General features: G+C 47.9%; 27 protein-coding genes. 10 read left to right on the forward strand and 17 right to left on the reverse strand.

The window, feature by feature from the left end:
* The first annotated feature begins 417 nt into the window (after nucleotides 1-417).
* The 3 genes from mer to DNK57_RS02510 all read left to right on the forward strand — a co-directional run bounded on the left by mer (nucleotide 418) and on the right by DNK57_RS02510 (nucleotide 3,963).
* A complete protein-coding gene (gene mer, locus DNK57_RS02500) occupies nucleotides 418-1,383 on the forward strand; it encodes a 5,10-methylenetetrahydromethanopterin reductase (RefSeq protein ID WP_115892542.1) in 966 nt (321 codons plus the stop codon).
* Between the two features lie 201 nt (nucleotides 1,384-1,584).
* Nucleotides 1,585-2,649, forward strand: a complete 1,065-nt coding sequence (locus tag DNK57_RS02505; RefSeq protein ID WP_394354486.1) for an archaeosine biosynthesis radical SAM protein RaSEA — start codon at nucleotides 1,585-1,587, stop codon at nucleotides 2,647-2,649.
* 30 nt (nucleotides 2,650-2,679) lie between these two features.
* The gene (locus DNK57_RS02510; protein ID WP_192961494.1) at nucleotides 2,680-3,963 is read left to right on the forward strand and encodes an adenylyltransferase/cytidyltransferase family protein; all 1,284 of its coding nucleotides are present in this window, start codon (nucleotides 2,680-2,682) and stop codon (nucleotides 3,961-3,963) included.
* 41 nt (nucleotides 3,964-4,004) lie between these two features.
* On the opposite strand, the gene DNK57_RS02515 is transcribed toward DNK57_RS02510, so the two are convergent.
* From DNK57_RS02515 to DNK57_RS02545, 7 genes are all read right to left on the reverse strand, one after another.
* Nucleotides 4,005-4,208, reverse strand: coding sequence for a hypothetical protein (locus tag DNK57_RS02515; protein ID WP_192961495.1), 204 nt, complete (start codon nucleotides 4,206-4,208; stop codon nucleotides 4,005-4,007).
* A gap of 50 nt (nucleotides 4,209-4,258) precedes the next feature.
* Complete coding sequence (locus DNK57_RS02520; RefSeq protein ID WP_192961496.1) at nucleotides 4,259-5,077, reverse strand: NAD(P)-dependent oxidoreductase; 819 nt, start codon at nucleotides 5,075-5,077, stop codon at nucleotides 4,259-4,261.
* Between the two features lie 57 nt (nucleotides 5,078-5,134).
* Nucleotides 5,135-5,374 (reverse strand): hypothetical protein, encoded by a 240-nt coding sequence (locus tag DNK57_RS02525; protein WP_226891006.1) that lies wholly within the window; start codon nucleotides 5,372-5,374, stop codon nucleotides 5,135-5,137.
* Between the two features lie 147 nt (nucleotides 5,375-5,521).
* Entirely contained in the window at nucleotides 5,522-6,382 is an 861-nt protein-coding gene (locus DNK57_RS02530; RefSeq protein ID WP_192961498.1) for a damage-control phosphatase ARMT1 family protein, read from the reverse strand.
* A 9-nt stretch (nucleotides 6,383-6,391) separates the two neighbouring features.
* Nucleotides 6,392-6,592 (reverse strand): MoaD/ThiS family protein, encoded by a 201-nt coding sequence (locus tag DNK57_RS02535; RefSeq protein ID WP_192961499.1) that lies wholly within the window; start codon nucleotides 6,590-6,592, stop codon nucleotides 6,392-6,394.
* Nucleotides 6,593-6,614: 22 nt separating this feature from the next.
* Nucleotides 6,615-7,529 (reverse strand): TIGR00269 family protein, encoded by a 915-nt coding sequence (locus DNK57_RS02540; protein ID WP_192961500.1) that lies wholly within the window; start codon nucleotides 7,527-7,529, stop codon nucleotides 6,615-6,617.
* A gap of 71 nt (nucleotides 7,530-7,600) precedes the next feature.
* A complete protein-coding gene (locus tag DNK57_RS02545) occupies nucleotides 7,601-9,175 on the reverse strand; it encodes a dihydropteroate synthase-like protein (protein WP_192961501.1) in 1,575 nt (524 codons plus the stop codon).
* An 86-nt stretch (nucleotides 9,176-9,261) separates the two neighbouring features.
* Here DNK57_RS02545 and porC point away from each other — a divergent pair, with 86 nt between their 5' ends.
* The 7 genes from porC to DNK57_RS02580 are packed head-to-tail and all read left to right on the forward strand — an operon-like array spanning nucleotide 9,262 to nucleotide 13,881.
* A complete protein-coding gene (gene porC, locus DNK57_RS02550) occupies nucleotides 9,262-9,795 on the forward strand; it encodes a pyruvate synthase subunit PorC (RefSeq protein ID WP_192961502.1) in 534 nt (177 codons plus the stop codon).
* Nucleotides 9,796-9,800: 5 nt separating this feature from the next.
* Nucleotides 9,801-10,046: a pyruvate synthase subunit PorD gene (gene porD / locus DNK57_RS02555; protein ID WP_192961503.1), complete on the forward strand. Its 246-nt coding sequence runs from the start codon at nucleotides 9,801-9,803 to the stop codon at nucleotides 10,044-10,046.
* A 12-nt stretch (nucleotides 10,047-10,058) separates the two neighbouring features.
* The gene (gene porA, locus DNK57_RS02560) at nucleotides 10,059-11,210 is read left to right on the forward strand and encodes a pyruvate synthase subunit PorA (protein ID WP_192961504.1); all 1,152 of its coding nucleotides are present in this window, start codon (nucleotides 10,059-10,061) and stop codon (nucleotides 11,208-11,210) included.
* On the forward strand, nucleotides 11,207-12,073 hold the full coding sequence (gene porB, locus DNK57_RS02565; RefSeq protein ID WP_192961505.1) for a pyruvate synthase subunit PorB: 867 nt from the start codon (nucleotides 11,207-11,209) through the stop codon (nucleotides 12,071-12,073). The genes porA and porB overlap by 4 nt, the downstream gene beginning before the upstream one ends.
* A gap of 6 nt (nucleotides 12,074-12,079) precedes the next feature.
* On the forward strand, nucleotides 12,080-12,583 hold the full coding sequence (locus DNK57_RS02570; protein WP_192961506.1) for a 4Fe-4S dicluster domain-containing protein: 504 nt from the start codon (nucleotides 12,080-12,082) through the stop codon (nucleotides 12,581-12,583).
* A 1-nt stretch (nucleotide 12,584) separates the two neighbouring features.
* Complete coding sequence (locus DNK57_RS02575) at nucleotides 12,585-13,016, forward strand: 4Fe-4S dicluster domain-containing protein (protein ID WP_192961507.1); 432 nt, start codon at nucleotides 12,585-12,587, stop codon at nucleotides 13,014-13,016.
* Between the two features lie 22 nt (nucleotides 13,017-13,038).
* Nucleotides 13,039-13,881 (forward strand): fumarate hydratase, encoded by an 843-nt coding sequence (locus DNK57_RS02580; protein WP_192961508.1) that lies wholly within the window; start codon nucleotides 13,039-13,041, stop codon nucleotides 13,879-13,881.
* Here DNK57_RS02580 and DNK57_RS09365 read toward each other — a convergent pair whose 3' ends face one another.
* The 10 genes from DNK57_RS09365 to DNK57_RS02625 all read right to left on the reverse strand — a co-directional run bounded on the left by DNK57_RS09365 (nucleotide 13,882) and on the right by DNK57_RS02625 (nucleotide 20,747).
* Nucleotides 13,882-14,196, reverse strand: a complete 315-nt coding sequence (locus DNK57_RS09365; protein ID WP_394354488.1) for a 4Fe-4S binding protein — start codon at nucleotides 14,194-14,196, stop codon at nucleotides 13,882-13,884.
* 25 nt (nucleotides 14,197-14,221) lie between these two features.
* Nucleotides 14,222-14,707, reverse strand: coding sequence for a hypothetical protein (locus tag DNK57_RS09000; protein ID WP_226891008.1), 486 nt, complete (start codon nucleotides 14,705-14,707; stop codon nucleotides 14,222-14,224).
* A 4-nt stretch (nucleotides 14,708-14,711) separates the two neighbouring features.
* Complete coding sequence (gene phoU, locus DNK57_RS02590) at nucleotides 14,712-15,371, reverse strand: phosphate signaling complex protein PhoU (protein ID WP_192961509.1); 660 nt, start codon at nucleotides 15,369-15,371, stop codon at nucleotides 14,712-14,714.
* A 22-nt stretch (nucleotides 15,372-15,393) separates the two neighbouring features.
* The gene (locus DNK57_RS02595) at nucleotides 15,394-15,831 is read right to left on the reverse strand and encodes a DUF2226 domain-containing protein (RefSeq protein WP_192961510.1); all 438 of its coding nucleotides are present in this window, start codon (nucleotides 15,829-15,831) and stop codon (nucleotides 15,394-15,396) included.
* A gap of 13 nt (nucleotides 15,832-15,844) precedes the next feature.
* Nucleotides 15,845-16,498 carry a phosphate signaling complex PhoU family protein gene (locus DNK57_RS02600; protein WP_192961511.1) on the reverse strand — a complete coding sequence of 218 codons (654 nt, stop codon included), beginning with the start codon at nucleotides 16,496-16,498 and terminating at the stop codon, nucleotides 15,845-15,847.
* Nucleotides 16,499-16,500: 2 nt separating this feature from the next.
* Nucleotides 16,501-17,253, reverse strand: a complete 753-nt coding sequence (pstB, locus tag DNK57_RS02605) for a phosphate ABC transporter ATP-binding protein PstB (RefSeq protein WP_192961512.1) — start codon at nucleotides 17,251-17,253, stop codon at nucleotides 16,501-16,503.
* Between the two features lie 9 nt (nucleotides 17,254-17,262).
* Nucleotides 17,263-18,114: a phosphate ABC transporter permease PstA gene (gene pstA, locus DNK57_RS02610; RefSeq protein ID WP_192961513.1), complete on the reverse strand. Its 852-nt coding sequence runs from the start codon at nucleotides 18,112-18,114 to the stop codon at nucleotides 17,263-17,265.
* Between the two features lie 11 nt (nucleotides 18,115-18,125).
* The gene (gene pstC, locus DNK57_RS02615; RefSeq protein WP_192961514.1) at nucleotides 18,126-19,001 is read right to left on the reverse strand and encodes a phosphate ABC transporter permease subunit PstC; all 876 of its coding nucleotides are present in this window, start codon (nucleotides 18,999-19,001) and stop codon (nucleotides 18,126-18,128) included.
* 10 nt (nucleotides 19,002-19,011) lie between these two features.
* Nucleotides 19,012-19,839, reverse strand: coding sequence for a phosphate ABC transporter substrate-binding protein (locus DNK57_RS02620; RefSeq protein ID WP_192961515.1), 828 nt, complete (start codon nucleotides 19,837-19,839; stop codon nucleotides 19,012-19,014).
* Nucleotides 19,840-19,931: 92 nt separating this feature from the next.
* Complete coding sequence (locus tag DNK57_RS02625) at nucleotides 19,932-20,747, reverse strand: phosphate ABC transporter substrate-binding protein (RefSeq protein WP_192961516.1); 816 nt, start codon at nucleotides 20,745-20,747, stop codon at nucleotides 19,932-19,934.
* Nucleotides 20,748-20,750 lie beyond the last annotated feature (3 nt).

Here is a 20,750-nt window from a genome sequence, read left to right on the forward strand (position 1 = left end):
GGCACATCCTATACACAGCCACCCACCAAACACAAACAAAATCGAAAAAATTGCAGTGCCGGTGGATGTCCCCAAATCCAGGTAATTGTGTAGGAGGTAATTTAATGATATAATGATCACAGCATATAAAGATTGCGGTTCAACTTCTTAGTTGATCAAGTATGATTACCACAGATTCACCCTAGACCTGAAGTCCATCAATATCTGATCATGATGATCCCTGGTCATTGTAGACCAGAGAGTCATCAAAGTAAAGGTGGGATTTATATGACTCAAAGACGTAAAAACAGCTGACTAGCTGATCTTTAAATCAAAAAGTTCATCCTATGGCCTGACATTCTTATTTAAAACTTTCGATTATCTTTAAATAACAAATTATTTTTATAGGCCGGATAAAGTTTTAAATGGTGATAAATTATGAAGTTTGGTATCGAATTTGTTCCAAATGAGCCAATAGAAAAGATAGTGAAGCTAGTGAAACTGGCTGAAGACGTGGGCTTCGAATACGCCTGGATCACAGACCACTACAACAACAAGAACGTATACGAAACCCTTGCCTTAATCGCAGAGGGAACAGAAACAATAAAACTTGGACCCGGTGTGACAAACCCCTACGTGAGGAGCCCTGCCATAACAGCCTCAGCCATAGCCACACTTGACGAACTTTCAAACGGAAGAGCAACACTAGGTATTGGCCCAGGTGACAAAGCCACCTTCGATGCCCTCGGAATTGAATGGGTTAAACCCGTTTCAACAATAAGAGATGCCATCGCAATGATGAGGACACTCCTTGCCGGTGAAAAAACCGAAAGCGGTGCCCAGCTAATGGGTGTTAAGGCCGTCCAGGAAAAAATCCCAATATACATGGGTGCACAGGGTCCAATGATGCTCAAAACAGCAGGTGAAATCTCAGACGGTGCTCTTATAAATGCATCCAACCCAAAGGACTTTGAAGCAGCAGTTCCACTCATAAAAGAGGGTGCTGAATCCGCAGGTAAAAGCCTATCCGACATTGACGTTGCAGCCTACACATGCTGTTCAATAGATGAAGACTCAGCTGCAGCTGCAAACGCAGCAAAAATAGTTGTAGCATTCATCGCTGCAGGATCACCACCACCAGTATTTGAAAGACACGGCCTCCCAGCTGACACAGGAGCAAAATTCGGTGAACTCCTTGGTAAAGGTGACTTTGGTGGAGCAATAGCAGCAGTCGATGACGCCCTCATGGAAGCATTCTCAGTTGTTGGTACACCTGACGAATTCATACCAAAAATTGAGGCCCTCGGCGAAATGGGCGTAACCCAGTACGTTGCAGGATCACCAATAGGTCCAGACAAAGAAAAATCAATAAAACTCCTGGGAGAAGTTATAGCAAGCTTCTAATCCCAGAAAAATTTTATTTTAAATCTTTTTATACCTTAATAAGCTGATTTTACAGGACTTAACATAATCATTCACCTCCTTTTCAACAAGCTACTTCAGTCTCATTCCTTCCCCATCAACCCATGATGGCATTTAGCCACTGAATAAGTTTAAATAAACCTGAAACAAATTAACAATAAAAACTGTTTTAAGATTCAGATGATGGATAGGTTAACATTCACGAGCAGAAAAAGGGCTTTGAAGAGAATAAAAAGAAGAAGTATCAGTGAGCTTGCAGCGAGCTGGGTTCAGGACGATATCCTCTATTCTGGCAGGGGTCGGGCCCTATTCATGATCCTACCAACAATTGGATGTTCATGGGCCCTCTCAGAGAGCGGTGGCTGTAACATGTGCAGCTACATCTCAGACTCATTCCTCGAACCGGTGAAGTCCAGTGAAATCACAGCAATCTTCGATGAAATCATTTCACGCCACGAATTTGATGGTAAGATGGCTGTTAAGATATTCACATCAGGAAGTTTTCTTAACCCCGAAGAATTCCCAGAGGATGCGAGGACATATATACTTAAGAGACTCAGCAGGATTGACGCCGTTGAGGAAATCATCTTCGAATCAAGGCCCGAATATATTGAAGAGAATGTCCTTCGTGAATGCTGTGAACTTGTACCTGAAAAGATAGTTGAGGTGAGCATAGGCCTTGAGACCTGTGACGAAAAAACCAGACTCCTCAAGATAAATAAGGGTTTCACCGGCAGCGAATTTGAAAGGGCCGTGGGCGTCATTCGTGACCTTAAAGACGATTTCAGGCTAAAATCCAAGGCATACATCCTTGTAAAGCCTGTCCTGGTCTCAGAGAAAAGGGCAATAGATGAGGCTATTTCAACAGCCATCTACGCTGAAAAAACCGGTGTTGATAGGGTATCATTCTGTCCATCCACTGTGCACAGGGGGACCATCATGGAGGACCTCTGGAGGAGGGGGTCCTACAGGCCGCCGTGGATATGGAGTCTTGTTGAGATAATTAACAGGACCAGAGAGACCGTTTCAATACCATCAATAATGGATACCTCAGGTTTTGGGACGTCAAGGGGTCCCTACAACTGCAAGAAGTGTAACCGGGACCTGAAGAAGCTCATAATAAAATCAAACCTTGAACAGGCAAGGGTTCCTCCCTATGAATGTGAGTGCAGGGAGCGGTGGAGTGCGGAGCTAAAATTCTCAGAACTCACAGGCTCAACTGACATAAAATATAATGATTACAGCTAGTGATGTAAATCAGGACAAAGACTGATACACATGATAGGTATAAGCGCTGATTTTGACCCTGTACATCTTGGACACGCCAGACTCATAGAAAAGGGACGTGAAATAGCTGATGAAACAGGGGATGATGTAGTTATCTACCTTAACAAGGACTTCAGCGCAAATCACGCGCCCTTCTTCGTCCCCTATGAGGCCCGGAAGGAGATGGCCCTTAAGGCCGGAGCAGACAGGGTTGTTCCCGTTGAGGGCCTGCACCACCGCCTCACCCTCGCCTACACTGTCCCCATAAGGATAGCCATGATGATAGAGGATGGTGTTGTTGACTATGTCGATGCAGCCAATGTTTCAACTGACCTCATAACCAGAAAGGCCAGGGAATTTGCATCAAGGGGAATATTCAGTGGAATACCCCGTGAACTGCCAAACAGGAATGTTATAAGATGGTTTGCTGTCAATGAATTCCTCTATGGTAAGTACGGCCGTAAAATGAGGTTCCATATCATTCCAGAACTCACTGTCGATGGTTCAAAGATTTCAGGCAGGGAGATAAGGCAGAGAATAATTGAAAATAACCTTGAGATCCCTGCCGATGTTGAGAGGGTACTGCCTGATTCAACCATACGCATACTTGAAAGGGAAATAGAGAGGGGTGCTGTTCCAGGCCGTCGAAACCTTGAAATCATAAAGGACAGGATGAACAACCTGTCACAGGCTGATCTCATGGAAATAGCATACCTCAACGCTGACGCTGTGAATTCCATAGTTAGAAACAGGAGATTTTACAGGGAGAATCAGATATGGGCAGCCTTCAGAAAGGCAGGGTATGGGCCAGTCCTCACAAGGCTTGCCATGAGTTCCCTTGAGATGAACGTCACGAGGTCCGAGGTGCGGGACCTGATCGAGCACTACACTGAGAGGGGGTGGATCCCTCCTGATCAGAGCGTGATAAACGTTATAAGGAGGGCCTGGTTCGTATCAGAGAGAGTGGCTGAGGGTGTCAGTTCAAAGAGGGCCAATGAAATGTTTCAGAGCGGTAAACACCATTTGAAGCCCCCATTGAAGGTTGAGGCTGGCCTGAATCTGCGAAGGGATGAGGTTAAACTGGTCAGGGATGGTATGGATGCAAAGATATACGTTGACAGGAGGGGTATGCTCTCCTGTCAGATAAGGGATGGTGTAAAGATAAAAAGCCCCATGCACCTGCCTGCCCAGATGGCAACCTATCTCAGGCTCATAATAGACTCACAGATAATACCCTTCATCGGGAAGGTTAAAAGGAGAAAGGGAGGACTCAGAGTCCTCATAAAAATCAACTGAGCAGACACTATAAAAATCAACTGTCCAGAGAAAGGGCGAAATCAGGGGGCATCTATCCTATCCCTCTTCTCCACAACCGGGCATTTCCAGTCGCGACAGAAGGTCATGACTATCATCCCGGACTCCGTCCTGATGTGTATCCTCCAGCATTCATCATCGTATGAACTGAAGTCAACATCGACTATCCTTTTACCCACAAGTTCCATGAGGTTCTCAGCACACTCCTTCTCAATGTCTGAACTCATTTCCCCACCACAGAATATTATCTATCTTCACACTTATAACTCCATCTAACTCACAGGAATGCATCGATGACCCCATCGAGTACCTCCCGGTAGTCTTCATCTGCAGATACCTCCGCATCCAGCAGTCTCTCAAATACCCTCATAATACATGGGGGCATGACAGGATCTATGACCTCCCCCAGCATATTCTGAACCTCATTCATCTCCTCATATCTTCTTCTGGCATGGATGCATGAACTTTTAAGCCTTGAAATAGCTGATTCCCTGAAATCACGGCCCTCAGTGTATTCAAGCATCTCAAGTACGTCCTCCTCAAGGCCCATCCTGCGAGCTGCAGTGAGTGTCTCCCATAGAAGCGCTGAAACACCCTTTGTGTAGCTGCTCCTCAACATTTTAATTGCCGATGCATCCCCGGGTTCACTTCCCCTTACCTCAATGTTCAATCCATACATGTTGAGCTTCATGAATTCCGTTGCGTCCCTTCCAGAGGCTATGATAAGTACATCGGCGCCCTTCCGCCTCACACTGCCCATTATGGCTGCATCCACAAATCCTCCATTTTCGATGAGGGATGATGCCATCCGCACAGTCCCGGGTGATATGTTGTTCATGTCCACATATATCCCCCTTACATGTCTGCCTGCCCTCCTTGCGGCCTCCAGTGCAACATCGGGTGTCACCGCAGATATGACAACCTCACATGAATAAACATCCTCCTCTGATGCTTCGGTCACCCCCAGGGCCCTGGCCCTCTCGATGGTGGATGGGCTCCTGCCCTCCAGTGATGTGACAACCTCAGCACCCCTGCTAATTAAACGTGAAGCAAGGGTGTATGCGACTTCACCAAAACCTATAAATCCAACTCTCAAAGAATCACCCCTTCATGTCAATGGAATAAGCTGACATTTAAATACCTGCAAGTGTTATCAGTGCCCCTGAAGCCCCCTTAGGTCTCTGGGGCCTCTTAAAAGTCTCCCTAATATCTTTTCAGACATCAGGGCCACTGCTATGAGGGTTATGGTAATTCCCGGGGTGTAAAGTGCCATGTTAATAAGGGCCCCTTTGATTCCTGAATATGCTGAAGAGGCAGTGACGCCTAGAGGTCGGGACTGTAGCATGGTGTCCATGCATGGCATTATCGTGGTCACTGTACCATCTGAAATCATCTTCATTCACTGGAGGGATCTGAGGCGCTCTGGCTGGGCTGCATAGATGATAAGTACAAGGATGAGCCCCGCGAGAAGGCCGCATATGGCCCACTTCCTTACTTTATCCAAATTTACCACCCCCTCTGCAGTTAACGAGGACATCAGTCAGATCTTAACAGCAACATTGTCGCCAACATCAACACCAAGGTCCCTTGCGATTGCAGAGCATTTCGCATTTAGAAGACAGAATATGTCCCTGGAACCATCCGATACCTCTGTTAGGCCCTCATAGTTACCCATACCCTTGGCTATTACGAGTTCTGTTTCATCCAGCATCCTCCGGAATTCATCTGACAGATCCCCGTATACGATTCCCACAGAGTCTGTGCCGGTTGTTACGATTTCAGCCACTTCATCAAGGCCCGCCTCTAGGGCGTCCTCCATGCATGCATCATTGAGTATCGGCTCGCCCTTAACAGCAACCTTCACGCTGACACCGTATTCTGCCAGTTTTTCAATTAGTGGTCTGTCGAATAGTATCTCACCTGTGTTGTCGAGGAGGTAGAGAACCTCTGATGCATCCCTCAGTCTCTCCTCAAGGATTGGCACGTGGTTTATCCTGAGGGGTGCCCTGAGGGATTCATGGATGCCCCTGTCATGATCAAAGTCCAGGCCCAGTGCCCCGAAGTCTATTATGTTACCTGTTATTGCCACTCGAACATGGCTCTCAAGGTCGCTGTGGGCTTCCAGATATTCCCTTACAGCTGGGAGGAACCTCCATGCGATCTCATTGCATCTCCTCTTCTCCTCACGGTAGGGGTCCTCTGAACCTGTCATATCCTTTATGAGTCTGTGCATCCTGGTTCCGAGTTCATTTGATACCTGGCCCCTCCTGAACCTCTCACTGAGGAGTTCAAGGATATTCTCCATGACCCTAATTTTGAGTTCCTCATCATCTGTTGCAAGGTCCAGGGCCTCCCTGGCCTGTCTCAGGAAACATGGTGCGCATTCATAGTATACCTTCATCTACCCACCTTAACCTCCATAGATAACCCTTATGACCTCTATGATATCCCCATCAGAGATCTCCTCTTCCTCTATGACTATTTCACCGTTCCTTTTCACAACAACCGTTTCAACTGGAATCTCAAGATCCCCGAGGATATCCTTTATCCTCCGTGGAACCCTTGATTCAAGTATCTTCTTTCCATCGTCTGTGATTACTGTAAATTTCATGATTCTCACCTTGTATAGCAGTTCATCCCTTTAACTCATCTATAAATGTGCATGCCTTGCAGAGTTTTCCTGAAGCCGGTTCACCGCATTCGGCGCAGACCCCCGACTTTCTGGAGCCCTGCAAATCCCTTCTGAGGATCTCCTTTATCCTGTCGAATCCCCTGAGTGTTGAGTACATTATGGTTGGACGTTTCACTGATATCTGCTTGAGGAAGTCACCTATCTCCCTCCTGAATGAACCTGATGCATAGGGGCACCCTGCAAGGTGGACTTCGAGGCCCCTTGCAAGTACATAAAGGGCCACCTCCTTTTCGGGTATCTCCCTCAGGGGCTTGATCTTTGGTATGAACCTTCCCCCTGCAGATGATGTCATGGGGCCTATCCTCGTGAGGTTCTCAAGATTTCCCTCAAGGTAATTCATGACTATTGCCTGGGTCTCATCGTCGAGGTTGTGACCTGTTGCTATCTTTGTTGCCTGGCTCTTCCTGGCCTCCCTGTTAAGTATCCACCGCCTGAATACCCCGCAGTAGGTGCATGCGCTCCTTGAAGGGTTTTCCATGATCTCATCCAGTGTTATCCCTGCATAATCCTTCAGGCTGACAACCCTGTGGGGTATGCCCCGCTCGGCACATATTTTCCCCGCAATCTTTACCCCATCCTCACGGTACCCGCCTATACCCTCATCGATGGTGACTGCCTCAAGTTCTATTATGTTCCTCTCCCTGAGTTCATCAAGGATGTCAATGACCATCACACTGTCCTTTCCGCCCGATAAACCAACAAGTACCCTGTCTCCGCGTTCTATTAGTTTATATTTCCTTATATCCCTCATTACCTTCTTTCTTGTTGTTTCTATGAAGCAGTCACTGCAGAGTAGCTGTCCTGAGTATTTCCTGTTTATTATGACACCCTCTGATCCACATCTGGTGCACTGCATGGTAAATCTCCTGTAACCTGTAGAAAGTGTAAAAGTCCTTTCAATTCATTGCTCGAATCCAAGGCCCCCACTCAAAGCGGGAACAACCTCTCAAATAGTTCAAAGTCCTGGACATAGCTTTTACCTGTCCTCAGGGCTATCTCTGCCTTCTGGAGCTCCGCCCCGAGGTAGGCTGCATGTTCTAGTCTGCTTACAAGTTTTCTATTTATGATCTCCTCATATAATTTTTTGGCACTGTCTGAGGTGAAGGCAACCTCTGGCTCCATTCCATGATAGAGCACTGCCTTTATTTTTCCACCATCAACCATGATCTTGAAGCTCCCCATTTTGTCCCTTACGAATTTAATTCCCCCCTCTGCCTCAATGACCGGTACATCAACTTCCTCCATAACTCCGCCTGCTCTTCTCTTGTCCTTGAAGAGAACCAGGTTAATACCAAGATCCTTTGGAATCGAACCACGGTTTCGGGCGAGGAACATCATCCTTGATGCCACCGATAGTTCATAAACGCTTCCAAGGGCCTTACCACTCTCTTCGGGCGTGAATAGTATGCTGACACCAAGTTCCATCCCGAATCCTGCCAGGAGGGCGTTTGCGCCGGTAGAGTCAGCGTCGAGGAGCTCCGTTACGTTACCCACCCCGAAGAATATGGGGTCCGGGTTTCTCTCTGCATACATCCTGCAGGCTGTCACCGAGTCAACTATGCTCCTGCTGTTTACAGGGTCCAGTACAGGGTCAGCTATGACATCTATGCCGCTGCACTTCCTTTTAAGTTCTTCTAGGGCTTCAACCCTCTCCTCAACTGTTTCGGGGACCCATCCCTCACTGTAATCTGTTGGCAGGATCACTGCGGGCACTCCATGTTTTCTGAGGAGTGGTAGAACTTCCCTGTAGTTTCCCAGGTCAAGGCTCAGTATCATATCTGCACCGCACTCCACCGCAACCTCAATTTCCGGTGGGTTCATGGTATCCACACTTACAGGAACGTCCCCTGCTGCTGATCGTGCTATCCTCATTATCTCCGGCATAAGCTCAGAGTTGTCCTCACCGGCGAGCATTCCCAGGTCTATCATGTCTGCACCGCTTCTTATGAAGTAATCGATGCGTTCCCTGAGTCTGCCCTCCTTCAGGAGGATGGGTGCATTGGCGACCTCGGCGAGGACCCTCATGGGGAAGTCCCTACCTGTTGGTAAGCCCCCAACAAGTATGTTTTCATCCCTTTCAAGGAGGGCCCTTCTGGTTTCCTGATCATTTTCAAAGTCCTCTATGAACTGCAGCGCCCTCCTCCTCTGTTCCTCCTCTATCAGTTTGTCGGCGGGTTTTTCTGTTGATAGTTCAATTTCCCCCAGGAGGTCGAGGACTATGGGGAGGTCGGCTGCATCTGTGGGTCCCTTGTATGCTGGTATGCCTGTCTCATCCTCAACCATTCCCACATCCTTGGGTATGAGCCCAGGTACAATTATGATGTCAGGTTCTCCATCATCCGAAAAGTTAATCTTCCTGATCTCTGATACTATTCTTCTCGGTGTTAAAAAGGCTGCTATGGGAGTGTCAGCAACGTGAACATGAACTTCATGCTCTGAAGTGGATGATGCTTCCCTTACAGTCTCTGATGCAAGTTTTCCTGTGATTATGAGGACTTTCATTTCGTTACCCCCATTAATTTTAGTTGACCAACATGTATATATATTAAAAATTTATAATGATTAACAATGAGAAATGGAGGTAAACTATGATCGAAATTCGCTTTCATGGACGCGGTGGGCAGGGCGCTGTTACGGCGGCAGAGATTCTAGCTAAAGCCGCATTCGAAGACGGCAAATATTCACAGGCATTCCCATTCTTCGGTGTTGAGCGAAGAGGAGCTCCAGTTATGGCTTTCACAAGAATTGATGACTCGCCAGTCAGGAGAAGGTATCAGGTTTATAATCCAGATTATGTTGTTGTTCTTGATGAGGGTCTGGTTGATGTTGTTGATGTATTCTCAGGTTTAAAGAAAGAGGGCATGGTTGTTTTAAATACTGCAGGGGACTTCACTTCAGAAGATTTTGATGTTCACACAATCGACGCCACAGGAATAGCACTCAAAACCCTTGGAAGGCCAATTGTAAACACTGTTATGCTGGGAGCCCTTGCAGGTGTAACAGGCCTTGTAAGCATCGACTCACTCATAAAGATAATTAAGGAAACATTCCCCGGGAAGATAGGGGATAAGAATGCTGAGGCTGCGAGGATAGCCTACGAAGAGATGAAAAACTCAGGGTGAACATGATGGAATCACTTGGAGCAACCGTTAGAAAGCCTGGAAGCACCGTTAAGAACAGAACCGGGAGCTGGAGAACATTCAAACCGGTTCTTGATAAGGACAAATGTATAGACTGTGACAACTGCATACTTTTCTGTCCGGAAGGGTGTATAAACAGGGAACATGAAATAGACTATGATTACTGTAAGGGATGCGGAATATGTGCAGAGGAGTGTCCCGTTAAGGCAATCAAAATGGAGAGAGAAAAGTAGGAGAGACTTTAAATGGTTCTTAAGGTTATATCCGCAAATCAGGCCGTTGCAGAAGCAGCAAGGCTCGCAAAACCAAAGGTCATTCCTGTTTACCCAATAACACCCCAGACCTCAATTTCAGAGTACCTTGCAAAATTCGTGGCTGATGGGGAACTCAAAGCCGAATACATAAGGGTTGAATCAGAGCACAGTGCAATGAGCGCATGCGTGGGCGCCTCAGGAGCTGGAGTGCGAGTTTTCACCGCAACGTCCTCCCAGGGGTTGGCCCTGATGCATGAGATAGTATATGCTGCAGCAGGACTCAGGAATCCCATAGTAATGGCAAATGCAAACCGCGCCCTCTCCGCACCCCTCAGCATATGGAATGACCAGCAGGATTCCATAGCAGAGAGGGACTCTGGGTGGATGCAGATATATGTTGAAAGTGGGCAGGAAGCCCTGGATTCAGTCCTGCTGTCCTACAGGGTATCAGAGGACAGGGATGTTCTGCTGCCCAGTATGGTGTGCCTCGATGGATTCATCCTGACCCACACCGTTGAACCCGTGGACATACCATCCCAGGAGGATGTTGACAGCTTCCTCCCTGAATTCCAGCCCCAGGTCATCCTTGACCCTGATGAGCCAATGTCGCTGGGTACCTTCACAGACCCCAACTACTACATGGAGGCCCGCTATGAGGTTGAGAAGGCCATGAAACGTTCAAGGAAGGTCATTGAAAGGGCATGCAGTGAATTCAGTGAAATTTTCGGTCGCGATTACGGCTTTGTTGAAGAATATCGCTGTGAGGATGCAGAGATAATCCTGGTGGCCATGGGTTCGGTCTGCAGCACCCTCAGGGAGGCTGTTGATGAACTCAGGGATAAGGGGAAGGCCATAGGACTACTTAAGGTGAGGGTGCACAGGCCCTTCCCTGCTGAGGAGATTGAGAGGGCTGTTAAAAACGCAAGTAAAGTGGCGGTCCTCGATAAAAACATAACATTCAGTGTTGGCGGAGCACTTTACACCGAGATAAGGGCCCTGCTCCGTGACAGGGAGGTTTATGGTTTCATCGTGGGCCTTGGTGGAAGGGACATAACACCCGCACACATCGAGGAAATAGTGAGAATGACAGAAAACCCTGAAAGAAACGTCACCTGGATAGGTCTCAAGGAGGAATCAGAATGAAGATACCTGAAGAAGAATTTCTGGCTCCAGGACACCGCGGATGCGCAGGATGCGGTGCAACGGTTGGAGTCAGACTGGCCCTCAAGGTTCTTGGAAAGAACACCGTAGCAGTATCATCAACAGGTTGCCTTGAAGTTATCACCACACCCTACCCTGAAACCGCATGGAGGATACCCTGGATACATGTTGCATTTGAGAACGCCGCTGCAGTCGCATCAGGCGTTGAGAGTGCTCTGAAGGCAAGGGGCAGGGATGACGTTAACGTTGTGGCCTTTGCAGGTGATGGTGGAACAGCGGACATCGGCCTCCAGGCCCTATCAGGTGCAATGGAGAGGGGCCACAACATCATATACATCTGCTACGACAACGAGGCCTACATGAACACTGGTATACAGAGGAGTGCCTCAACACCCTACGGTGCCTCAACAACCACATCACCCCATGGGAAGGAGAGCTTCGGTGAGGACAGGCCCAAGAAGAACATGCCCCTCATAATGGCAGCCCATGGAGTTCCCTACGTCGCCACCGCATCAATATCATATCCCGAGGACTTCATGGAGAAGGTCAGGAAGGCCAGGGACGCCGATGGTCCAGCCTACATACACCTTCACCAGCCATGCACAACAGGATGGGGTTTCGATCCCTCAAAGACAGTGGAACTTGGAAGGCTGGCGGTTGAAACAGGCTCCTGGATACTCTATGAGATAGAGGATGGTGATTTCAGGGTCACCTACAGGCCAGTGCAGAGGAAACCCGTTGAGGAATACCTCAACGCACAGAAAAGGTTCAGGCACCTTACAGATGAACAGAAGGCCAGGATCCAGGAATACGTTGATAGCGTATGTGAGGAACTCAGGATATAGCGGGGGATGGAATTGCAGAAGATCGTTATCCAGCCGGAACTCTGTGATGGCTGCAGGGACTGTGAAGAGGCCTGTGAAAAACTTTACGGTGCCTCCCGCATAATGATAAGGGAACTCGACGACGTCTACTACCCCATAATATGCCAGCAGTGCGAGGACGCCCCCTGCAGGACTGTATGTCCCACCGATGCCATTGATGATGAGGTTGACCCCGAGAGGTGCATCGGCTGCGGCCTCTGCATGGTGGTGTGCCCCTTCGGCGCCGTCGTCATGGAGGACCGGAAGGCCCAGAAGTGCAGCCAGTGCCCGGACCTTGATACCCCCGCATGCGTGAAGGCGTGCTCAAAGAGGGCTCTCAGCATCATAGACACTGAGAGGCTCAAACTTGAAAGGCAGAAAAAATTCGTATCACGGATGGCTGGTGTCAGTAAGGGCCGGAAGGGATCAGATATCCTCAGCATCCTCACGGCGAAGGGTAAGGCCCGGCAGAAGCTTGAACAGGAGGACTAGAATGAGAGAGCTGGTCTCAAATCCAGAACTGTGCGATGAGTGCATGAAATGTGAGAGGATATGTCCAAAGAACGCCATCCGGGTTATAGATGGTGTCCCGATTTTCTGCATGCACTGCGCACCTGAAAGGGCCCCCTGCCTCAATATATGCCCTGAGGATGCCATAGTCGAAGTTGATGGTGCTGTGGTCATCCTGGAGGACAGGTGCATCGGCTGCGGCCTCTGCAGGGACGCCTGCCCCGTGGGTGCCATAACCCTTAATGAGAGGGGTGTTGCAGTGAAATGTGACCTCTGCATCGACAGGGATAAACCCCTCTGCGTAATGGTATGCCCCAAGGGAGCCCTCACTGAAAGCTCAGAGGATATGATGGCTGCAAAGAGGGATAAAATAGCCGGGGAGCTCAAACGCCTGAAAAATCTGATTAAATATTAAACTAATTTTTTATGGTGATTCCATGATAAGCAGGGAGACCATTGAGGAGACTGTGTGCCGCCTTTTCAGGGAGGCTGTTATCAGGATACCCCCTGATGTTACACTCGCACTTAAAAAGGCCTACCTGCAGGAGGAGGACGAAGTACCCCTCCTCAACCTCAAGGCAATCCTGGATAACATTGAACTGGCAGAGAAGATGGAGGTGCCTGTCTGTCAGGACACAGGACTCCCCATAGTCTTTGTGAGGATGGGTGATGTTGAGGTTGAGAACCTCAATGAGGGTATAGCTGCAGGTGTTGAGAGGGCCACCCTTGAGGTTCCACTGCGCCCAAACGTTGTTGATCCCCTCACAAGGAAGAACACTGGCACAAACACTGGCCATATGATACCACAGATTGACGTTGAAATCACAGACACAGATTATCTTGAAATAACCGTTTTTCCAAAGGGTTTTGGCTCTGAAAACAACAATGCACTCCTTATGGGACTCCCAGGTGATGGGATTGAGGGTGTTAAGGACTTTGTTGTTAAAACCGTTCTGGCAGCCGGTGGAAAGCCATGCCCCCCTGTAATTGTTGGTGTAGGTATCGGTGGCTCCTCTGACCTTGCAATGAAACTTGCAAAGAAGGCCCTCCTTGAACGTGTCGGTGAGAGAAACCCTGATAAAAAACTCGCATCACTTGAGGAGGATATACTCAGTTCAATAAATGAGTCTGGCAGTGGCCCGATGGGTATGGGTGGTAGAACCACAGCCCTTGACGTTAAGATAAAGACTGCCCATACACACACTGCAGGGCTCCCAGTGGGTGTCTGCATACAGTGCTGGGCTGCAAGGAGAGCCACCGCAATTCTAAGGGACGTTTGATTATAGGCAAAGGGCGCCGCCGGGACATGAAAAAACACATCTCATGCAGAGTATGCATTCTGTCCCGTTGATTTTTCTTCTTTCAGAAGATCTCATATCGACATCCATTGGACATTCCATGAGACATCTCATGCAATTTTTGCATTTACTTTCATCAAATTTGACCCTTAAAACTGAAAAGTAGGAGGATAGCTTAAGAATAATACTCACAGGACATATGTACTTACAGAATGCCCTGTTATCCCTCATCTTAGTCGCAAGAGCAACACCCATAAGATAATAAGCAACATTCCCCCCAATAAAAGCCCAGAACATTACATTATCCGGATTTTTGAATGTTTTAATTACAGCGATGGCAATGCATGGCGCAAGGAAAAATAGGGCGTACCTCACTAAACCCAGCCAGCGATGCCTCGAACCCCCTCGATCCCCTGTAGGGTAGCATGTCAAGCACCATGGAAGTCCAGCAGGCGTAACCACACCAACCCCTACCAAAAAAGAGAGGTCCAAAGACCTTAGCAACAAAATAATGTATCACAGCAGACTGAAAGGTTCCAAGAAACAGATAATACCAGAAACCCTCGATCTGCATGTTTTCAGCCATTAAAATTCCAAGATACAGGAAAATGTAGCTCCCCACACCCACCTGAACCATCAATCTCCCGTATTCAAATTTCGAGGCCATCAGATAGATTCCGGTAGACACAAGAAATCCGATGTAGATAAAATTGAAAATATAAAAGAAATTTCCTGTAAATAAGAATAAGATTGCTGCAGATAATGCAAATACAGTGAAAATAAAGGTAGAGATAAGGTTTTTATTCATGGCTTCAGGGCTTCTCACAGGTTATCATGAATATCGTCCTATCAGCGATGCTGACAGCCCTGTCACCGACCCTCTCAAGGAATCTTGCTATGAAGAGGAGGTTGACCAGGTATGAGATTGACTCCTTGTCCTCAAACATGCTTCTTGTTACATGTTCAAGGGTCTGGTCGAAGAGGTCATCAACCTTATCATCGTCATGCCTTAGCTCCCTTGCCATCTCCATGTTCTGATCAAGAAAGGCATAGATCCCCTTTGAGAGCATCATCTGCACGAAGTCAGACATGTGTTTTAAGTCCTCAAGGGGCTTTCTTGGGATTTCCTCATCCTTTAGTTTCTCTGCTGCCTCAGCTATGTTGGCTGCAAGATAGCCTATCCTTTTCAGGTGACTTCCGACCTTAATGCAGGCCTCTATGAATCGGAGGTCTCCTGCAACGGGTTGTTCGGCTGCTATTAAACTTATAGCCTTCCTCTCAAGGTTGAAGACCATGTCATCTATTGTCCTGCTGTTTTTTATTACCTTCTCCTTCTTTTCATCATCGTACTCCATCAGGAGGTCAACTGCGAGTTTATGTGTTTTAAGGGTTTTCTGTGAAACCTCCTCCATATCCTTCCTCAGGTCCTTAAGCCTCTTGCGGAACAGTATCCGCGGATACTTCTTTTCCATTAAAAGTCCTCCTGGATTTATACTATCTGGATTTATAATCCTCAATCAAACTTTCAATTGCCTCATCAGTGGGAACCCTTATCCTGTACATTTCAAGGAGCTCCTCACGGGATGATCTGTCAAGGAACATCTCATTTATTATAATCTCTGCATCGATGGGTATTGAAAGTTTTGATTCATCATTGAGTTCAATTAGAGTTTCGAAGAGGTCCAGATCTGTCTCATAAACCTCTATCACTGAATCATGGTTTATCTCTATCCTCTCCATGGCCTTATGGCTGTGGGTCTCCTTGAGGGTGTTGAGATCAATGTGCCAGACCCCCACAATCTTATCCTCCATTACAAAGATTATTGCCTCATTCTCATTGTCCAGGATCCTTATATATGAAAATTCGGGCATTGAGGCCCTCTTAAGGACGCTGTAGTCCATCTTCCTGGGGTTATCGAAGGGTAGCCACATTGAATCCCTCCAACTACTTCATGAGTACACTGTAGAAGACCTTATGGTGGATAACCCTCTTACCCACTATGAGGTAGGCTATCCTGTCATCCATCCCCATAACATGGTGGCCCATGCTGAGCAGATTCCTTGCGACCAGCATAAGATTACCTGACTCTGATAGGTCCCTGTTTGCATCCTGAAGCTGGTTGTATAGATCCTGGAGCTGGATGTAATTCCTTGTTGACCTTTTAAGTAGCTGGATGTCACGGTTCATGAGGGCGCCGAGTGCATCATTTATCATGTCCTGAACCGTCTGGGACATGAACTCTATGTGTGGAGGTGTCCTGTCCCTTCCATCAATGGCGTACCTTGCAATGTAAGCGAGGAGTATGTTTATCCTCTCAAGTTCAATTGCACTTCTCATTATACTGGATGCCAGCCTCAGGTCCTTTGCAACGGGTTGATGAAGGCCAAGGATCTTGAGGCATTCGTCCTCTATCCTGTAGCTCTTCTCGTTAACCGAGGCAGTTGTCTCTATCAACTCCCTTGCAGTCTCCTCATCCCCCTCGATGTAACTGGATACAGCTCTTCCCACCCTTTCAGAGGTTTCATTACCATACTTGACGGTTTCATCCAGGACATTTGAAAGCCTGTTTTCAAGGAGAGCGCCGATCAACTTCCACACCTTTATCCAAATCTTCCTGTAATGTAGTCCTCAGTCCTTTTATCCCTTGGCTCTATGAAAATCTGCTCTGTGAGACCGCTTTCAACTATCTCGCCATGCAGGAAGAAGGCTGTGTACTTTGAGACCCTGGTGGCCTGCTGCATGTTGTGTGTAACTATAATTATGGTGTATTCATTCTTGAGCCTGTGGATGAGGTCCTCGATCTTGGTTGTTGATATTGGGTCAAGGGCTGAGCATGGCTCATCCATGAGTATAACCTCAGGTTCTATGGCTATGGTCCTTGCTATGCATAACCTCTGCTGCTGTCCCCCTGAGAGTCCGAGGGCGGATTTATCAAGTTTGTCCTTGACCTCATCCCAGAGGGCTGCTGCCTTGAGACTTTCCTCGACACGTTCCTCTATGAAGTCCCTGTCATCGTATCCATGGACCCTGAGGCCATAGGCAACATTTTCAAATATGGACTTTGGGAAAGGGTTGGGTTTCTGGAAGACCATGCCAACCTTCTTTCTGAGCTCCACCACATCCATATCTGGGTCATAGATGTCCTTACCATCAAGGTAGACGTGGCCCTCATGTCTGAAGCCGCTTATCACATCATTCATCCTGTTAAGGGTTCTGATGAATGTTGATTTACCGCACCCTGATGGCCCTATAAGGGCTGTGACCGTGTTCTTGGGTATCTTGAGGTTTATATCCTTGAGGATGTGTGCCTCGTCAAAGTAAACGTTCAGGTCCTCAACTTCGATTCTGTACATGCTGATCACCTATCTTCCCATCATCTTCCTTCTGTATCTATCAACAAGGGTGTTTGTTAGAACTGTGATTAAAAGGACGATTATCACAAGGACAGCTGCTGTACCGTAGGCGTTCTTCAGTGAAAGACCCTCCGTTGCCAGCACATAGAGGTGCAGTGGAAGGGGCCTTCCAGGGTCGAAGATGGATACTGGCATTGAAAGTGCTGACCCCACAACGAACATGACCGCAGCCGCCTCTGATATGGCCCTGGCCATCCCCAGTATAACACCTGTGGTTATACCTGGAATTGCTGCAGGGATTACCACCCTGTAGATGGTCTCCCACTTCGTGGCTCCGAGAGCCAGGCTCCCCTCTCTGTAGGATTGCGGAACTGTCTCAACTGAAACCTGGGCAACCTGGAATATGGTTGGTAGGGCCATTAGTGCCAGTACCAGCCCCCCGGATAGGATTGACCAGCCCAGGCCCAGGAAAACCACGAAGAATGACAAACCGAAAAGCCCAAATACTATTGAGGGTATGGAGGCCAGGGTTTCCGCTCCAAACTTTATCAGCCTCACGATGCGTTCCTCTGTGGCGTATTCTGTCATGTAAACCGCTGCCCCGACTCCCAGAGGTGTTGCTATTATACCCGCGATTAGGGTGACGTAGAGGCTGGATACTATCATGGGGGCTATTCCCCCGGCCCTTCCAGAGTCAACGGGTTCTGAAAGCAAGAATTCCAGGTTCACTGCGGGCAGTCCCTTCAGGAGTATGTAGCCGATTATGATGAGGAGTATCAGCACTGTTACTATTCCTGATGCCCAGAATATTCCCGTCATTATCTTCTGGCTTGTCTTGGGTGATATTATTTTGAAGGACATTTATAAGCCTCCTAGAGATATCCTCCACCTATAACTATCTTCTTCCTGTAGTGGAAGTAGTTGGCAACCACCAGCAGGACCATTATGACAAAAAACAGGATGATGGCGGTCCCGAAGAGTGCGCTGTAGTGTAGCCCGGTGGCATAGCCCATCTCCAGTGCTATGTTGGATGTCAGGGCCCTCACAGGGTCCAGTATGGATGATGGTATCTGGGTGACGTTACCGGCCACCATGATAACCGCGAGGGTCTCGCCGATTGCACGACCCATTCCAAGGATTATTGATGTGATTATGCCTGGCAGTGCCGCCGGGAATATAACCCTCCTTATGGTCTGCCAATGGGTGGCCCCAAGTGCAAGGGATGCCTCCTTGTACTCCAGTGGGACTGATCTTATGGCATCCTCTGACACACTGATTATGGTTGGCATTATCATGACCGTGAGTATGAGTGATGCTGTTAGAAGCCCGAAACCGGTACCTCCAAGGCTGGCCCTTATGAAGGGTACCAGGATGATCAGCCCGAAGAAACCGTATACCACTGAGGGTATTGCTGCAAGGGTCTCTATTACAGGTTTGAGTATCTTCCGCATTATCTCAGGCGCCACCTCAGCCATGAATATTGCGCATAGAATTGAAAGTGGGACGGCTATGGCCAGGGACAGAAAGGTTATATAGAGTGAACCTACGATCATGGTGAAGACACCGTACTTACCATCTGATGGTGCCCAGTCCATCCCAAATATGAAGTTTGTGACCCCATAATCCTGGAATATGGGGAATCCCTCCCTGAATATGAAGATGATTATGAGAAGGATGGCGATTATTGAGAATATTGCGGTTATGAAAAGACCCTTCTCAATGAGTTTTTCCCTTGTCTTGCTGATCATGCTTTACCTCCTATGTATCATCCGAGACATTTGCTATTGCCGGTACAACCTTCTGGCTCCTTACGATTGCCTGCCCTTCAGGTGAGAACACCCACTTTATAAAGTCCTTTACAGCTCCCCTTGGTTCACCCTTTGTGAGGAATTCGAATGGGACCACCAGGGGGTAGGATCCGTCTGCTATTGTGGTCTCTGATGGTGTGATTCCGTTCACCTCGAGTGCCTTCACATCGGAACTCATATGGGCCATTGAAACGAATCCAACTGCATATGGGTCGCTCTTTATGGCCTGTTTAACTGATTCTGTGGAGCCCTGTACGATTGCATCGGACCTTATCTTCTCGTCCTTCATGACAAGTGATTTGAATGAGCTTCTGGTCCCTGATCCCTCCTCACGGACTATAACATGTATCTCTGCATCAGGGCCTCCGACTTCCTTCCAGTTCCTTATCCTTCCGCTGAAGATACCCCTCAGCTGATCAACTGTGAGGTCATTGACGGGGTTCTGGTGGTTAACAGCTATCACTATACCATCCTTACCTATCACATACTCATGAAGGCCGTCCCTTTCATCAGGTTTCAGGGCCTTTGAGCTGGTCCCTATATCGACTATTCCCTGCTGGACCGTCCTTATACCCATCCCGGAACCGCCGCCCTGGACGTTTATCTTAACATTGGGGTGCATCTTCATGTATTCAGCTGCAAGTTCCTCTGCAACTGGCTGAACAGAGGTGGAACCTGCTATTTCGATTCTCTCATACTCTGCCCCGGGTCTTATCATGAGGTATGCCAGTGCAATGATAATGATTATTATGAGAATGTTCCTCGGCTTCAGATCCATGTCCATCACCTTCAGTTATTGATTTCACCTATTGGTTAATAAAGTTCACTTGAAAGTGACGGAAAGAAAAAATTTTGTGGTTTTGAAAACCACTAGGCCTTTGCTGGTACAACCTTTTCTGACTTGACTATTGCCTGTCCCTCTGGACTTAGGACCCAGTCAATGAAGTCCTTAACTGCACCCTTTGCGCTGCCCTTTACAAGGAAAAGGAATGGCCTCTGTATCTTGTAGGATCCGTCTGCGACTGTCTGCTCTGATGGTGCGACACCATCGATTTTAAGTGCCTTGACTGTTTCATCGAGGTTTGCAAGTGATATGAACCCTATTGCGTTTGGATCCTGTTTAACTGCCTGTTTAACTGCCTCTGTTGAACTTTCAACTATGGCGTCCTTCTTTATCTTGGTCTCTTTACCCATCACTATTTCCTCAAAGGCCTTCCTGGTTCCTGAGCCGTCTTCACGTGTTACCACTGTTATCTTTGCATCGGGGCCTCCGACCTCTTTCCAGTTGGTTATCTTCCCGCTGAAGATATCCTTCACCTGGTCCTTTGTGAGGTCTGAGACTGTGTTCTTGCTGTTTACGATTATGGCGATTCCATCCTTACCTATAAGGTATTCTGTGAGGCCCTTCTTCTCGTCGGGCTTGAGTTCCTTTGAACTTGTTCCGATGTCTGCTGTGCCGTCAGCGGCACTCTTGATACCGACACTGGATCCGCCGCCCTGGACGTTTATCTTAACATTGGGGTGTTTCTTCATGTACTCAGCTGCAAGTTTCTCTGCAACTGGCTGGACAGAGGTCGAACCAACAATGTCTATCTTCTGCTGCTGTCCGCCACCTCCAAGTGCCAGGACTGCGCCTGCAATAATTACAATTGCTACCACTATTCCTATGATCAGTTTGGTGTCCATTTT

The organism is Methanothermobacter thermautotrophicus, assembly GCF_014889545.1.
In the GTDB taxonomy this organism is placed as follows: Archaea; Methanobacteriota; Methanobacteria; order Methanobacteriales; family Methanothermobacteraceae; genus Methanothermobacter; species Methanothermobacter thermautotrophicus_A.